Genomic DNA, 16215 nt, shown 5'->3' on the forward strand with positions numbered 1-16215 from the left:
GTGCGGAGCAAGAGAGGCAGGCTCAGCTGTATAATACAACTCGCCCTTCTTTTAAAGCGTCTCTCCGTTTGTTTCAATCACGGTTTGATACCAATAAAAACTGTCTTTTTTGATTCTTTTCCGTGAGCCGTTCCCATCGTTGTCGATATCGACATAGATGAAGCCATAACGTTTTTCCATTTCAGCTGAAGAGCAACTAACAATATCAATCGGTCCCCACGCACAATAAGCAAAAACGTCTACCCCATCTTTCAGCGCTTCTTTTATTTGTGCAAGATGCGCAGCTAAATAGGAAATACGGTAATCGTCATGAACGCTCCCATTCTCAAGCTTGTCATACATGCCAAAACCATTTTCTGCAATCATGATCGGTACTTGGTAACGATCATAGTATTGACATAATGCGTGATACAAGCCTTTTGGATCAACGGCCCAGCCCCATGGATTGGCTTTAAGATGTGGGTTTTGGCTTACGTCGATCGGATTCATCCCATTCTTTTTTGCGGAAACCATGGAAGAATAGTAGTAGGAAATGGCGAGAAAATCCATTGTATTCGCTTTTAAGATAGGCGCATCTCCTACTTGTTCATTTAGTTCAATTCTGTTTTCTTGAAAGAAACGTCTCATATAACGAGGGTATTCTCCCCTAAATTGAACGTCTGTAAAGAAATACTGGAGGCGATTTCGTTTCATGGCCAGCACGACATCATCTGGATGGCAACTCTCTGGATAGGCGGTACAATCTGCTAACATCGTCCCCATCTGAAAATCAGGACTTACCTCTCGCGCCTTTTTGACAATAAGAGCAGAGGCAACCATTTGGTTGTGAACAGCTTGATACCTAGCTTCTTCCATGTTCTCTACTTGGTCTTTGCAAATCGCAACCGAATGAAAGGATTCATGGTACATTAAATTAATTTGGTTAATCACGATCCAATACTTTACTTTTCCTTTATAGCGACGGAGCAACACTTCTCCATAACGAACGAAGAAGTCAATCACTTGGCGATTATGCCAACCGCCATATTGAAGGGTAATGTTCAATGGCGTTTCATAGTGAAGCATTGTGATAATCGGTTCCATCCCAAAACTTCTGATTTCATCGATTAACTGATCGTAGAAAGCAAGCCCTTCTTCGTTTGGCTCCGTATCATCGCCATTTGGAAAAATCCGCGACCAGTCAATCGATGTTCGAAAGGTTTTAAAGCCCATTTCAGCAAGAAGGTTTAAATCTTCTTTGTACGTATGGTAAAAGTCGATGCCGTGCCTTTTTGGGTAATAACCGACCTTGTCTTCAATCGCTTCTTTTACTTGTGCAAGCGTTCTGTCCGAATCGTGGCTCACTTTTTCAATATCTTGATCGGAATGATAACGGTGAACATCCGCTAGGCTAAAGCCTTTGCCGCCAACGCCGAAAGCCCCTTCGCATTGGTTGGCGGCAACCGCCCCTCCCCATAGAAAATGTTTCGGAAAAGTTCCTTCATTCGAACTCATGATTGATCTCTCTTTCCGTCTATTTTTTCATCCAATCTTCTAAATACCCGAATCAACCGTTTAGCTAGTTCATATTCGCTTTTCACTGTCATGAGTGTGTCTTGGGCATGAGCAAACAACAGCGAAAAAATGGATTCCTCTCCACGCGCTTCCTTTTGGACGGTTTCTGTTTGCAGCTTATGAGAGGCGACGATATCTTTATTGGCTTTTTCTAATAACGTCTCAGCGCGGTCATACTCTTCTTCTTCGCAGCATTTTAATGCTTCCATCACATCATTGCGAGCATCGCCTGCATGCAGAATCATTTGCATTGAGATTACATTCAATGCTTCTAGTTCTTGTTCTCTATCCACCATATCCAATCTCCTTTAATTGCTTTTCACTTAAATTACTCTTCCGTTTCGCTTAACGTTGACTCTTTCTTTTTCTCTTGCACATCGTACGCTTTAAAAAATGGGAAGAAGATCATAAATGCGACGACAAATAATACAATTGCTAAAACAATGGCTCGCCAATCTTGTGTTGCTAAATAGGAAGAAATCGGCATTGGCATATACCACAGCAAAAATGTCTTCGTTGGAATGCTTACCCAACCTAAATGCAATACCCAGTAAGTGATACTTGGAATTACAATCGCTGTCAGCCACATCGGGATCATTAAAAATGGGTTAAAGACAATTGGTGCCCCAAACATCAACGGTTCATTGATATTGAAGACGGATGGTACGATCGTCGCCCGTCCAATTGCTTTCATACGCATTGACTTGGCAAGGAAGCACATCATAATGACGAGAGGCAACGTTGTTCCGACGCCGCCCATACTTGTAAAGGCATAAAGGGTTTCCATAATGGCGATATTCGATGGATTCCCTCCAGCCGCTGCTACTTGTGCATTTTCTGCAAGGCCTGACAAGTAAACAGGATAAATAACGGGCATCATCACCCAGGCGCTAATCCCAAATGTATATAAGAACGCCGGGATGAACACAGATAACACAAAACCCGGATAGCTTTGAACAATACTTGATAATGGTTTAAAAATCGCCAATATCACTTCGAAGAAATCAATGTTTCCTTGAACGCCAATCAACCATCCTGCTAACATAATCAGCGTAATCGGTATGAGTGTGTCAAACCAAACTATGATAAAGTCCGGTATCGAGGAATCCTCGGGAAAAAACGAGTATTTCGAGAACTGGACAAGGACAAATCCAACAAACAAACCGACAATTAGTGATAGGAACATACCGGTTGCTCCAAAGCGGTCGAGGATGAACTGGATTTTTCCGTCCTCCAAGATGACAGGCGACAGTAAAAAAAGATAAAGGGCCAGACCCGTCGCGCCTGCTACTAGCTTTTTATTATCGAGTTTCTTTTTTTCCATAATAAAGTATGGAATTAAGAAGGCAACGAATAAGCCAAGAAGCCCAAATGTAAATGTGTTAATGAGTGAAAAATCAGGAAGCCACGGAGCAACATTATTCAATAAACTAATGATGGTAATTAACGAACCTACAAGGATAAGCGGCAGAACGGTCATTACTGCATCCTGGATTGAGGATATCCAAGGATTTTTCGTGATTTTATTTACCTTTGGGGTAAACGATTCGTTCATAAACGTCATGATTTTATTCATTTTTATTCACCCGATTCTAGTAAGTTGGCAATAAGATCACACGCTTTATTGCCGTCTAATGTACCGTAAATGCTTTGCGGAATAACCGAGACTTTAATCGAATAGTCATTTACTTTTTCTCTCAGTTCATCTTCCATATATTTTAAGTGAGGGCCGACTAACAAAACATCGATTTCATTTAGATACTCTGACAATTGCGACTCGCTTCGAGCTTGGACAGACATGTCCATTCCTCTTTTCTTGCCTGCTTTACGAATAGCATTTGCCATGAATCCACTAGAGGCACCTGCACCACAAATTAATAATACTTTTGTCATTTCTATTCCCCCTGAACGTTATTGGTTTCGCTTACATGTTTAGTATGGCACTTGCCGATTGGCAAAACCAATAATAAACGTTCCTAGTGATAGGAACCATTCTTCAAAAGCACATAATGGACCACTAATAATGGCAAACTAATAACCCCAAAGAGAATAGTTCTAAAGCTTTCAAGCGATAACAACGAGGATTGATTTCGTTAACGGTTGATTCATTCCCATCTTTCTCTTATAAAATTAGGTATGTTTGCCCCACATCTGAAGGAACCAACGAAAAAAGTTCCTATTTGTAGGAACTTTTTTTAATCGAATCCACGTGGTGCTTTTACCTATAATAAGGTGAGAAGTCCTATATCTATATGTAAGGAGCCCAGTGATGAAAAACAATCGTAAAGAGGCTTTTATTCAGTACTTGGCGTCTAAAAATGATTGGTGCACAGCGACAAATTTGGCAAATTACTTCAAAGTGTCGACAAGAACGATCAGAAAGTATGTCAATGAAATAAATGAAGATCATTTGGTGATTGCTTCCTCGCCTCAAGGGTATCGGTTAGTTAGCAAAGAGAAAGTGAAAACGGACCATCATTATATATCTCCTATAAATCGGATCAAAGTCATTTTAAAGGAATTAATTCTTCAGACAGAAGGAGTGAATCTATTTGACTTAGGCGATAAGCTGTTTTTAAGTGTTTCATCGATCGAACATGACATTGTTCAGGCGAATAAAATGATTAAGTCGTACCATTTGAAAATCCGCCATAAGAAAGATACCCTAATTTTAATTGGCGAAGAAAGAGAAAAGCGCCGTTTGATGAGCTTTATTATTTCACAAGAAACGTCTGAAGAATTTTTAAGTTTAAAGGCAGTTCAAAATGCTTTTCCAAACTACGACGTTTTCTCATTAAAAGATGAAATCGTTTCCATTCTTGAGGAGTTTAATTTGTATGTCAACGATTATATTATGAATAACCTGCTTCTCCATCTTGTGATTACCGTAGATCGAATTAAAAACAACAACTCGGTTATTCACTCAACTGATTTGAATAAATTAAAAAGGAATGCGGAAACAGAAGCGGCAAATAAAATGGCAGACTTGTTGGAAGAACAATATGATGTTTCCTTTAATGAATCAGAGCGATATAATTTTATTTTGCTTTTATCAAGTAAAACGACATTGCTTAATTATCAATCATTAACATCGAGCTCTTTAAATCATTATGTCGATGAACATTATGTAACCCTTTCACAGGAACTGTTAAAGAAAGTGCACGAACGCTACTTTATTGAAATCGTCGATGATGAATTTTTCGTCAAGTTTACGCTCCATATTCGCAATTTAATTTTCCGGGCAAAGAATGAACAAATGGTTAAAAATCCTTTGACCTATAAATTAAAGGATTCATATCCTCTTATTTATGAATTGGCTGTGTTTATCTCGAATCAAATTCAGTTGATGGAAAACATTCATATTATGGAAGATGAGATTTCGTATATTGCCTTTCACATCGGTTCGTACTTTGAACGAAAGAAAAACTTAGAAAAGAAAATTGTCTGTGTAGTCATTTGCCCAAACTACTATGATATGCGTCTGCAACTCATTCAAAAGCTTGAAAAAAAATTTCACGATTCTTTAGAGATTATCAAAGTGTTATCGGACTCAAGTGAGATTGCATTACTCGGACAAATCGATTTAATCATTAGTACATTGCCTATAAAGGATGAGCAAACCCCATCTGTGTTTATTCATCCTTACTTGACAGAAGAAGACTATGAATACATTCAAATTCAAGTAAACAAATTAAATAAACAGAAAAAGAACCGCAAAGTGAAACAGTATCTTGATTTATATTTTGATGAAGAATTGTTTATGAAAAATGTTTATCTCGATAGCGATGAGGCTTATATTGAATTCATGTCAAACCTTCTCCATAAGAAAGGCTATGTCTCCAAAGAGTATGGAACGTCTGTACTCGAGAGGGAACGAATGTCCTCCACTGCCTTTAATAACAATGTGGCTGTCCCCCACTCTATGCACATGGACGCTGCAAAAACAGGAATATGTCTGATTATCCTTGACCGCCCGGTAACATGGGGAAAAGAGAAAGTGCAAGTCATTGTCATGATTTCCATTAATAAGCAGCAACGTGAAGTATTCAGCCCTTTCTTTGAAGGGGTGATCAATATCCTTTCCGAATGGAAAAATGTTCATGAGCTTATCAAAGCCAAAGATTATGATGATTTTATGGATAAGATGATGAAGCTGTTAAACGAGAGCGAATAAGCGGAAGCCCCAATTTCTTCGTCATAGAACTGAGAAATGGGGGCTTTTCGTGGCCTTACCATTTTATGGTGGTAACCTATTTAAATCCGTATGGAAATGCATAGCTGGAGTGCTGCTACATTGTATGCTGCCTATCGCTAAATTATTGCTTAAGTAATAAAATTAACATCATACATATTATGTTATTCTCTTTATCGGACCAGCATCTATGCAACCAGACTAAATCAAAGCCATTTTTATTAGCATAGTCGACAATAGTTGGATCCGGTTCTCCATAAAGGTTTTTACTTTGTAAGATCTAACCCATCTGCAGCTAATAAGTTTTTTTTATCCATTGTTTCACCTTAAAAACTTTGTTTAGTGTGCTGGTAGTTTTGCATTAGCATTCTTATATACTGCTAATTTATCAACGATTTTTTTGCTAGATGAATTTAAGCCTTTGATGGTAACTGAATTGTCGTTCTCCTTATATTTAAGAACCACTTTGTCTACCGCACCGACAGCGGAATCATCCCAAATATGCGCATCAGAAAAATCAATCATGATCTCTTTATTTTTAACATTAAAGTCAAATGCATCTATAAAGCTATCTACGGAAGCAAAGAACAATTGGCCTTGGACGGTAAAAGTCGTATGTTTATTTTCTTGTTTTTCTTTTACTTTAAGGTGTGATATTTTAGCTACAAAGAAAATAGCGCTTAACACCACTCCTGCGATGACTCCTTTTGATAAGTCATGAGTTGCTACAACAATACCGACAGTTACCAACATAACGGCAGCATCGGTTTTGGGAGCTTTTCTTATATAAGAGAATGAAGACCAGTCAAATGTACTAATCGACACCATCATCATGATTCCTGCAAGCACAGGCATTGGAATCTGAACAACTAAATCGCCTAAAACAATGATTAAAAACATGAGGCACAACCCCGCAATCAAAGTAGATAGTCGGCCGCGCCCCCCAGATTTAACGTTAATGACAGATTGGCCAATCATCGCACAGCCGGCCATACCGCCAAAGAAACCTGTAACAATATTGGCAATGCCTTGTCCTCTGGCTTCTTTATTTTTATTACTCTCTGTCCCTGTCATATCATCTACAATAGATGCTGTCAGTAAAGTCTCTAATAAACCAACAATGGCCAAAGCAAACGAATAAGGAAAAATGACAGCTAATGTCTCGAACGTAAATGGTACATTTGGAATGAAGAATTCCGGTAATGATCTTGTGATCGCTCCCAGATCGCCTACTGTTCGCAAATCGATGTTTGTGTAAAGAGCCACAGCAGTTAAGACAATAATAGCGATTAATGGTGCAGGGATTGCCTTAAAAAATCTAGGTACGATATATACAATGAGTAATGTGACTGTTGCAAAAACATAAGTCATTGTTGAACTACCTATAAAGTGTGGCACTTGAGCCATAAAAATCAAAATGGCGAGTGCGTTGATAAAACCAATCATGACAGCTCGTGGAATGAATTTCATCACTTTAGCGATTTTAAATATCCCGAAGAGCAGTTGAATGATGCCTGTTAAAATAGTAGCTGCCAACAGGTAATTAAGCCCATGTTCTTTTACCAAAGGAACCATCAACAATGCCATGGCCCCAGTTGCAGCTGAAATCATTCCAGGTCGGCCACCAACAAAAGCAATCATGACAGCGATACAGAAAGAGGCATATAGCCCAATCATTGGATCGACTCCTGCAATGATTGAAAAAGCAATCGCTTCTGGAATTAAGGCTAATGCGACAACAATCCCAGCAAGGCTATCTGCCCTTATATTATTAAACCATTGTTTTTTAATGCTTTCCCCCATTTTGTTACACCTCATTTATTTTATTCCTTTGGCTTTTACTGCTTATAAAAGACGGGTCCGATTTCAAACAACAAAAATTAGTGTAGCATCTTTCTTCCCAAAACGGAACCTTTTTGGTACTTTTTATAAAAATAACAAGTATGGTATGATGATAAGGGAAAACTATTTATAGGCAGGGGAGTCTACATGTTAATAGGGTATATGAGACCTTATGACGGGGATCAAGATTGCCATATCCAATTAGAAAATTTAACAAAATCGGATTGCGATAGAATCATTAAAGAAGAACATTCATCAGCAAAGAAAAGAACCCAACTAAAAAACATATTGGATCATGTCCAACCGGGCGATAAAATGATTGTTCATAAACTGTTTGCGCTGGCTGATTCAACACGTCATTTAGTAGAGTTGTTAGAAATACTAGAAACGAAAGGCGCTTATTTTCAATCCCTTACAGAAGGGATTGATACGAGTAATAAAAATGGATATCCGTTTAATGATATTGTCAGACACCTAGTTGAATTTCAAAGCGATGTCATAAGTGAGAAAACAAAAAAAGGCTTGAATAACGCAAAACAAAAAGGAGTTCCTACTGGAAGACCAAGAAAACCTGATGAAAACGTAAAGCGTGCCATTCATATGTACCAAAGTAAAAAATATAGTTTAACTGAGATAAAAAAAGAAACAGGCATCAGTAAATCTACTTTATACAGATACCTTGAACGTTAAATGTCTTGTATGAATAGGCAAAAAGCCGATTGCCCCTTTGGTAGGAGTTGTCGGATTTCTTGGTGAATCAGGTTATTTAAAACCAACATTTTAGGAGCAGCCTACTCCATTTTAGTTGGTATTTGTCAGCCACCTAACTTTCAGTAGAACCACCAACAACTGCATTCAATTTTTGAAGAAGAAAAGGTAACGCTTCTCTCGATGCAACTTCCACCCAAAGCTTGATTTGCAAGTAGCATACTTTGTTGATTGAGAGGTTTTCCTTTAATGTCCAAAGTTGAATTAGGTGACATATTTGTCTGTATGACCGTTTCGGATGGTCAAAATAAACGTCTGGGATGAAGAGCTTGAAAAAACGCTTATTTTTTTGAATTTAGCTGTATAGCCGAAAAAAAACAGGGCAAACTACGAGCAGCTAACTTACAATAAAAAGGAGCGTTTGGCATGTTGTCGTTTTTCATCCACGCGTTCGTTTCCATTTTTGCGATCCTTTACCCCATTGGCAATCTCTCTGTGCGGCTTGGACTTGCCCACATAAAATGGGATAAACAACGAATACATAAAGCAGCAAAAGCAATGCTTGTCGTTTTAGGAGCCTTGACAACGTTGTTGTTGCTGGAACAATTGATGTTATTGGTCTATAACATTTCCATTGAAACATTTTCGATTGTCTGTGGGCTATGTTTATTAGTGATTGGCTGTAAATTGCTTCAAGGGAAAACGAGTTATCAGAGCAAGCAGCAAACCATTTACCCAACAGTTGCTAGCCAGGGCGCCGCCGGAGCAACAATGTGCTTAACGGCGAACCAGAATCATCGCTGGTTTTATGTACCGATAACTTTTTTGGCATTCGTGAGTGTGCTCGTTCTATCCCTTGGGCCGCTCTTGGTTGCCAATTGGCTTCGCGGACGCACGGGACAAAAGGGACTTTCGTTGGTGAAACGAGCAACAGGCGTTGCCTTAACGGTGATTGCGATTGAAATAATGGTCATGGGCTTTGCCGATATCCTTCCATCTTTTGAACAAGAAGCAGCATAACAAAAAAGATTGCCATAGCTGGCAATCTTTTTTGTTGTTAGGAAAGGTCGTATAGGTTGCTGTATTTCTCGGTTAAATAGGAAAGCAAAGGCTTGGCGTCAATCGATTTTCCAGTAATATCAGCAATGATTTCTTGCGGTTTTTTCAAACTGCCAAAACGGTGGACATGCTTTGTCAGCCATTCGCGAATAACAACGATCTGTTCTTGTTCAAGCAATTGATCGAAATTTGGCAAATCGTTTAACATCGCTTGCTTCATTTGTGCCGCATAAATGTAGCCAAGTGCATACGAAGGAAAATAGCCAAAGGAACCTGATGACCAGTGGACGTCTTGGAGAACGCCTTCTCCATCGTTTTCAGGCCGGATGCCTAAATATTCTTCCATTTTATCATTCCATAGACGTGGCAAATCTTTGACTTCAATCGTCCCTTCAAACAGGCCTTTTTCTAATTCATAGCGCAAAATAATGTGCAGGCAATAGGTAAGTTCATCTGCTTCAATACGAATGAGGGATGGCCTAGATTCGTTTAAAGCAAAGTAAAAGTCCTCAAGCTCGACATTGTCGAATTGGCTACCGGCATGTTGTTTTAAAAGGGGATACACGTTTTTCCAGAAAGGAAGCGATTGGCCGATAAATTTTTCAAAGAACAGTGATTGCGACTCATGGATGCCCATGGAAGTGCCACCAGACAGAGGCGTTCCGATTAAATCATGATCGATGTTTTGCTCATATAGGGCGTGACCGCCTTCATGAATTGTGCCAAGCAGGGCAACGCGGAAATCATGTTCGTTGTATTTGGTTGTGACGCGCACATCATTTGGGTTAATGCCTATCGCAAATGGGTGGACGGTTTCATTTAGTCGTCCTTTGTCAAAATCATAGCCAATATGTTTTAATACATCATGACTTAGTTTTTCTTGGGCGGCCTTCGGGAAATAGGCATACAGTGGTGCCGTATTTGGCTGTTTCTTTGCGTTAGACACTTTTTTCACAAGTGGAATCAACGCTGCTTTTAGCTCAGCAAAGACTCGGTCGAGTGTATCGGTGAAAACGCCAGGCTCGTAATCATCGAGGAGCGTGTTGTAAGGATGCCCTTCATAGCCACGGTACTCAATAAACTTCTTATTGTATGAGACCAGCTCTTCCAAGTAGGGTTGGAACATCGCAAAGTCGTTCTTTTCCTTCGCCTCCTCCCACACCGACTCGGCTGTCGATTGCAGCATGACATACGCTTTGAACTCGTCAGCGGGAATTTTGGTGTTCTGGTCATACGTTTTTTGGCAATGTTCCTTTGATTTTTTTACTATTTCTGACAAATCTGTTGCTTTATCCAATGCAGCGAGCATGTCTTTCATTTGGTCGGACACAGACATGGTAAATACTTCAGCTGATAAAGTACCAAGCACTTCAGCACGCTGAGGTACGCCTGCTTTTGGCGCGCCCGTACGACTATCCCAAGCCATAAGCGCCATCGCTTGCTTATAATGGTTGATTTTTTTCACATACTCAAGAAACTTCTTTTGGATATCGTTTTCCATTTGCTTATAACCACCTTTCTATTTTCTACAATAGCAAGGTTTGTATGGTTTGGACAACTATTTTATGAACGGTATGGTACACTAAAAAGCGGATAGGAGTGGAAACAAATGAACATTCATGTATCGAAGCAAGCGGCTTCTTTCTATAAAAAAGAAATGGAATTGCCTGCAGGCGCGATTCTTCGCCTGTATGTTCGTGTTGGCGGTGTTGGATCTGGCGGTTTTTCAGTTGGCATTATGAGAGAAGAAGAACTTAATAACCGTTATTATATCGAATCAGGATCGCTTTATTTTACTGTTTCAGAAGATGATTTTTGGTATTTGGACGGCATGACCATTGATTATGACGCTGACTTGGATATGATTGTCTTCCATCAGCCCCGTTTTGCTGATTTGCACCATCCACTGGAAACGTGACAAGGTTGTTGGTTTAGGAGGCAAAGCTGAATTTTAACGATCCTTATCCTTACGCTGTTTTTTTTACAAGCTTTCTGAGGTCGGACGAAATGGGCCTCTTCCTTCTAAATGTTTGACGATCTGAATTGACGGAACTCTAGGGGGGCCTCTTTTTCTTACTGGTCACAAGATAAACTTAATGTTAAATGGAATGTTTTTCACGGAAATTCGCTTTTCCTTTAAACTCAATGCTCCTTTTTTACAATAACGATAAAAACTAGTTGTTACGTATAAATAAACAACTAGTTCAATACTGGTTTAATCATTTTTTTGGGCCACAATGATATAAACGGGCTGATTAGCCACTTTAGCTTGAGGATAAAAAATGTCGACTATATCAAAGCCAGCATGAAGAACTTCTTCTTTCATATTTTCTGATGAAACTCTCGGGCCAGTTGATAACTTTGACTTTTCTAATTCAATACAGAGAAACACCCCTTTATTTTTTAAGACCCTATATATTTCACCTAATGCAAGCGAAAGTGGTTTAACTTCGTGAAGTGATATGGAAGCAACAGCCTTATCAACTTTTTCGTCATCTAGTTGTATATCTTTGAAATCTGATACAAGCGTTTTAATATTGGTTATTCTATGTTCCCTCGCTTTTGTTTCCAAGTACGTTAAAATCTCTTCATCAAAATCAAGTGCAATGACTTCATCTACATACTTAGAAATTGGAAGACTTATATAGCCTACTCCTGCTCCAAGATCTAATAATTTATCCTCTTTATGAAGGGGTATAAATTGAAATAGCTCATCAGCAGAGGGACGCTTTATCGTCTCCATATTAGTTATTTTTCTATTTAATTTCTGATTCATTGCCAATCTCCTTTCTATTGTAGATATTTCGACTCTGTTTTAACTTTAATTAAACCGTTATTATTTGTCAACATTTTTGGTCCAAAGGCATGAAGATGTTTCTTGGGTTGTAATCCACGTTTGTATTCATTATTTAGATAAGCTATTTTACGGTCTCCGACAATTGCATGCTCGTTAAGCAAAAACCCAATTCCCCATTTTGATAACGAAAATGGGGAATTTATATTAAGTCGATATTTTCTAACGCAGCTATGTTGTACTTTTCTAATCAGTGTTAGATACTTGCAATGGATGTTTTTCAGAATAATACGCTGCTTTCGAGGGGTGTGTATTAAAGAAAAACAATAGAATCGTTACGACAAACATAATTAGACTTCCTAATACAATGACGAAGCGAATCGAGATGAATTCGGCCATTATTCCAAAAATAATCGTTCCAATAATGATGAAAAAAGCTTCGATGAAACTATAAACACTACCAACCCGCCCCATGACGCTGACCGGAACATTGTTTTGATAAAAGGTGTAAAATCCCGTGTTCATAAAAGCCATCGAAAATGATAAAGTAAAAAAACCAATGGCTGCAGTTAAAAAAGTACCTGAAAAGGCATAGATGACATAACCGATTGAAATCATGAACGAGCCAAGACCGATTAGCCAGGAGGTAGCTATCTTTTTGACAATGAGTATGTTTACGAAGGAACCTACGATGATTCCAACACCCGCAATACTTACCAGTAATCCATAATCTCTTTCTGATAAAGAAAGCACTTTTGTAGAAAACGCGACTTCCAGTGAATCGATCGCAGTTGCCAAAACCATTACCGCACTGAATAGGAAGTAAATAACCATAATGTACACGTGCTTACGACTAAAATCCACGACTAGTTGCCAATCAAGTTTTAAAACTGCCAAGCTTATTTTTTCTTCTTTCGTTTCAATAAAATCATCTTTTTCCATATTAGGCATGAATAATGTGAGTAGGGTTGATAAAAATAGAGCGATTGCATTCATGTATATCGCAAAATGGGGAGTGCCAATCATAAACAACATTCCTGCAATAGCTGGCCCAATAACAAATGCTCCAGAATCAATTAAGCTTCGTAGAGAATTAAACCGTTTCCTTTGATCTCGGGGAATCAACTTCGTAATATAAGTCATTGATGTAGGCTCATATATGGAACTAGCTATACTTATTAAGAAGACAATGCCATATATTGCCCAAAGAGATGATAGTGAAGGAAGGACAGCAATAAACACTGCTTGGAATATAGTACACCACACCATAAGACGCTTTTTATGAAATCGGTCAATTAGACTACCTGACCAAAAGGTGGTAAACAATGCAGATAAAGCGCGAACTATATATAGACCCGAGACAGCCATTACGCCCATCCTATCAAGAACGATTAAATTTAATGCTATAAAATACACCCATTCCCCTATACTGGAAATACCAATACTGGACAATAAAATGGAAGGGTATTTCCATGACCTTATAAACTTTTTTATACGCATTTTTATTTCCACTCCTATGAGAATCTAAAGTTGGACAATAAAAAAACTCACCCCCAAGACCTTTGTCTTGAGGACGAGTTGTTGCGCGCCGTGGTGCCACCTCAGTTTGGTAATATGTCACCATATTCCCCTCATTAGGTACGGTATGAAGTTCATACATATACCCTAGCTCTATAACAGGAGCTCCTGTCACACTATCACCTACATGGATCCAATGTGCTGCTCTGAGGCTTGCTTCCAATCATTCATTCTTACTCCTTTTCACCAACTGGAGCTCTCTTTGAAGAATTGGCGATTGTACTCTTCTCTTCGTAGCATTTTTTTGATGGTTGCTTAGTGAATGTTAGACAATCATAGCAAATCTTTAAGTGGAAAGTAAAGAACTTTATACCCAACCTATACTTATTGAATATAGATTTGATTCAAATGGATGGCTAACTTATTGTGGAGGGATCCCCCAATACAAAAAGGTTTAGCTACCTACTGTCGCAAAGTGGAAAGCTTGCATGGGAATGAGGCTGTCAAAAAGGATGGGCAGCCTCTTTCCTTTTGTTGTTTGTCTCATAAGTCCATACATGCGTGTATTTTCAATCCTGTAAAAGTAAGAGTGAGCATTTCCAGGCGGCGCCTAGTCCTGCAAGTCTTCTTCTGCCTCTTGCAATTGGTGTGCTGCTTGATCAAGCAAAGCCGATGAATGGGCAGCGAAAGCGTTATCCATGTTATGCTGGTGGGCAAGTGCATGCGTAAATTGTTCACGTGCTTGCTTTAATGCCGCATTTGCATTTTCAAGTTGGTCAGGGTCCATGCTATGGGTAGCTTGGCCAACCGCATGTTGTGCGGCTTCGATTGCAAGTTCAATTTGCTTAAGGTCGCTGTAGCCATATACATCTTTTGGGTAATTGTTCATGTGTCTGCCTCCTTTATGGCTAGCATGAACAGAGTTTTACCTATTTATTCAATTTAGTTAACATAATAAAATTATGGTTTACTTATTTTGAAAGGCTGCAATGGCGCTAAATTCTGTTTCTAGTTTTCTGTATAGTCGCTCATACATGGCAAACAGCTCTTGGTATACCTCTGTATGTTGAAGGTTCGGCTTAAAAACGAGCGTCTGCTCTTTTTTCTCTGTTCTTGTTGCTGTAAACAAATCGTGCTCCCCTATTGCATGTTTGGCAAGCAGAACGGCTCCTAGTGCTGAAGCATGATGAGACGGGGGCAAAGTGACATCTTGTCCAATGATATCCGCCAGCATTTGCACCCATTCAGGCGAACGAGCGAATCCGCCTGAAGCTTGCACGCGATCGATTGTGCCGAGGGATTGCTTCAATGCGTTTACAACGGAGCAAATGCTATATAAGACTCCTTCCATTACAGCTCTTGCAAAGTGTGAATGTTGATGGTGCATAGAAACGCCAAAAAAAGTCCCTCTTGCATCTGGGTCCCAAAACGGAGCGCGCTCCCCATTTAAAAATGGAAGAAACAGCAAACCTTCCGAACCAGCAGGGACATTGGCTGCCGACTTAATAATTGATTCATGGATAGAGCGTCCATTTATTTCCGCTTCCGTTTGCGCTCCTTTTGAAAATTGGTCAATAAACCATTGCAATGCCATACCGCCGTTGTTGGTTGCACCGCCTGCGATAAACTTTTCTCCTGTAAGCGCATAACAAAATGTTCGCTGTAATTCGTCTGTCACTACGTCGTCTACAAGTGTTCGCACAGCTCCACTTGTCCCGATTGTAATCGCAACTGTTCCTTTTTCTAGCGCGTCTGCGCCAATATTGGCCAATACGCCGTCCCCTGCGCCAATAAAGAAGCGGCAACCAGCTCCTACTGGAAGCAGCGCTTGTGCCTCTGCTGTTAACGGCGGCAATTCGTAAGTTGTGGGTACGAGCGAAGACAACTTATCTTCACTAATTTCAAGAAAAGCTAACACTTCTTTATCCCATGCTTGTTTCCGTAAATGATAAAGGCCTGTACCACTCGCCATTGAGTGATCGACGACATAGTGGCCAGTCAATCGCTGGCATAAATATTCTTTAATAGTGATGAATTTATACGTTTGTTTAAAAACAGATCGTTCATTTTCTCGTAACCAGTGGATTTTGCCGATCCAAGACATTGGATGAATCGGTATTCCTGTATTTTCATAAAAATGTCTTCCTTGGCTTGTCCCTTTAAACGCTTTAATAAAAGGGGCGCAACGATTGTCTGCCCAAGTAATCGCTAGCGTTAGCGGTTTCCCGTTTTGGTCAACGGCGATGAGCGAGTGCATGGCTGAGGATAAGGCAACCAATGAAACATCTTTTCCTTGTATTTGCCCTTTGTTCATAACGTGATGAAGTACTTTGAAACAAGCATCGACAACAACATCAGGATCTTGCTCTGCATAGTTAACCTTCCGTTTCAGCAATGGATAGGCGATTTCACATGCGCAGATTTCTTCGTTGTTCGCTGTATAGAGTACTGCTTTTGCGCTCGTAGTTCCTATATCTAAACCAATTGAATACACCGAAAAATCCTCCTCTCCCTTCCTATCATTACGCAAATTTGCTATTTTGTCACG

14 protein-coding genes and 1 other annotated feature are annotated in these 16215 nt (G+C 39.5%); of the genes, 4 read left to right on the plus strand and 10 right to left on the minus strand.

Annotated features, from left to right (window positions below; genetic code table 11):
* Nucleotides 1-51: 51 nt before the first annotated feature.
* From N6H06_RS09815 to N6H06_RS09830, 4 genes are read right to left on the minus strand one after another with little or no spacing between them, the layout of a single operon-like run.
* A complete protein-coding gene (locus N6H06_RS09815) occupies nucleotides 52-1494 on the minus strand; it encodes a glycoside hydrolase family 1 protein (RefSeq protein ID WP_062746813.1) in 1443 nt (480 codons plus the stop codon).
* A complete protein-coding gene (locus tag N6H06_RS09820) occupies nucleotides 1491-1850 on the minus strand; it encodes a PTS lactose/cellobiose transporter subunit IIA (protein ID WP_062746812.1) in 360 nt (119 codons plus the stop codon). The genes N6H06_RS09815 and N6H06_RS09820 overlap by 4 nt, the downstream gene beginning before the upstream one ends.
* 32 nt (nucleotides 1851-1882) lie before the next feature.
* Nucleotides 1883-3130 (minus strand): PTS sugar transporter subunit IIC, encoded by a 1248-nt coding sequence (locus N6H06_RS09825; RefSeq protein WP_263706153.1) that lies wholly within the window; start codon nucleotides 3128-3130, stop codon nucleotides 1883-1885.
* Nucleotides 3131-3132: 2 nt separating this feature from the next.
* Complete coding sequence (locus N6H06_RS09830) at nucleotides 3133-3447, minus strand: PTS sugar transporter subunit IIB (RefSeq protein WP_263706154.1); 315 nt, start codon at nucleotides 3445-3447, stop codon at nucleotides 3133-3135.
* 376 nt (nucleotides 3448-3823) lie between these two features.
* Here N6H06_RS09830 and N6H06_RS09835 point away from each other — a divergent pair, with 376 nt between their 5' ends.
* Nucleotides 3824-5728: a BglG family transcription antiterminator gene (locus N6H06_RS09835; RefSeq protein ID WP_263706156.1), complete on the plus strand. Its 1905-nt coding sequence runs from the start codon at nucleotides 3824-3826 to the stop codon at nucleotides 5726-5728.
* Nucleotides 5729-6085: 357 nt separating this feature from the next.
* Here N6H06_RS09835 and N6H06_RS09840 read toward each other — a convergent pair whose 3' ends face one another.
* Nucleotides 6086-7549 (minus strand): SulP family inorganic anion transporter, encoded by a 1464-nt coding sequence (locus N6H06_RS09840; protein ID WP_263706157.1) that lies wholly within the window; start codon nucleotides 7547-7549, stop codon nucleotides 6086-6088.
* A 186-nt stretch (nucleotides 7550-7735) separates the two neighbouring features.
* Between N6H06_RS09840 and N6H06_RS09845 the strand changes: the two genes are divergently transcribed.
* Complete coding sequence (locus N6H06_RS09845; RefSeq protein ID WP_062746805.1) at nucleotides 7736-8278, plus strand: recombinase family protein; 543 nt, start codon at nucleotides 7736-7738, stop codon at nucleotides 8276-8278.
* 444 nt (nucleotides 8279-8722) lie between these two features.
* Complete coding sequence (locus N6H06_RS09850; protein ID WP_263706163.1) at nucleotides 8723-9316, plus strand: MarC family protein; 594 nt, start codon at nucleotides 8723-8725, stop codon at nucleotides 9314-9316.
* 37 nt (nucleotides 9317-9353) lie between these two features.
* Here N6H06_RS09850 and N6H06_RS09855 read toward each other — a convergent pair whose 3' ends face one another.
* Nucleotides 9354-10856 (minus strand): carboxypeptidase M32, encoded by a 1503-nt coding sequence (locus N6H06_RS09855; RefSeq protein ID WP_263706165.1) that lies wholly within the window; start codon nucleotides 10854-10856, stop codon nucleotides 9354-9356.
* 108 nt (nucleotides 10857-10964) lie between these two features.
* Here N6H06_RS09855 and N6H06_RS09860 point away from each other — a divergent pair, with 108 nt between their 5' ends.
* Nucleotides 10965-11273 carry an iron-sulfur cluster biosynthesis family protein gene (locus N6H06_RS09860; RefSeq protein ID WP_212953577.1) on the plus strand — a complete coding sequence of 103 codons (309 nt, stop codon included), beginning with the start codon at nucleotides 10965-10967 and terminating at the stop codon, nucleotides 11271-11273.
* Nucleotides 11274-11570: 297 nt separating this feature from the next.
* Here N6H06_RS09860 and N6H06_RS09865 read toward each other — a convergent pair whose 3' ends face one another.
* The 4 genes from N6H06_RS09865 to N6H06_RS09880 form a co-directional block, all read right to left on the minus strand.
* The gene (locus N6H06_RS09865) at nucleotides 11571-12131 is read right to left on the minus strand and encodes a class I SAM-dependent methyltransferase (RefSeq protein WP_263706169.1); all 561 of its coding nucleotides are present in this window, start codon (nucleotides 12129-12131) and stop codon (nucleotides 11571-11573) included.
* A gap of 264 nt (nucleotides 12132-12395) precedes the next feature.
* Nucleotides 12396-13649 (minus strand): MFS transporter, encoded by a 1254-nt coding sequence (locus N6H06_RS09870; RefSeq protein WP_263706171.1) that lies wholly within the window; start codon nucleotides 13647-13649, stop codon nucleotides 12396-12398.
* 66 nt (nucleotides 13650-13715) lie between these two features.
* Nucleotides 13716-13971 (minus strand) — a binding site (T-box leader).
* 306 nt (nucleotides 13972-14277) lie between these two features.
* Nucleotides 14278-14556, minus strand: coding sequence for a DUF2564 family protein (locus N6H06_RS09875; RefSeq protein WP_212953581.1), 279 nt, complete (start codon nucleotides 14554-14556; stop codon nucleotides 14278-14280).
* Nucleotides 14557-14634: 78 nt separating this feature from the next.
* Nucleotides 14635-16161: a gluconokinase gene (locus tag N6H06_RS09880; RefSeq protein ID WP_263706174.1), complete on the minus strand. Its 1527-nt coding sequence runs from the start codon at nucleotides 16159-16161 to the stop codon at nucleotides 14635-14637.
* Nucleotides 16162-16215: the final 54 nt, after the last annotated feature.

This window comes from Shouchella tritolerans (genome assembly GCF_025770735.1).
GTDB lineage: Bacteria > Bacillota > Bacilli > Bacillales > Bacillaceae_D > Shouchella > Shouchella tritolerans.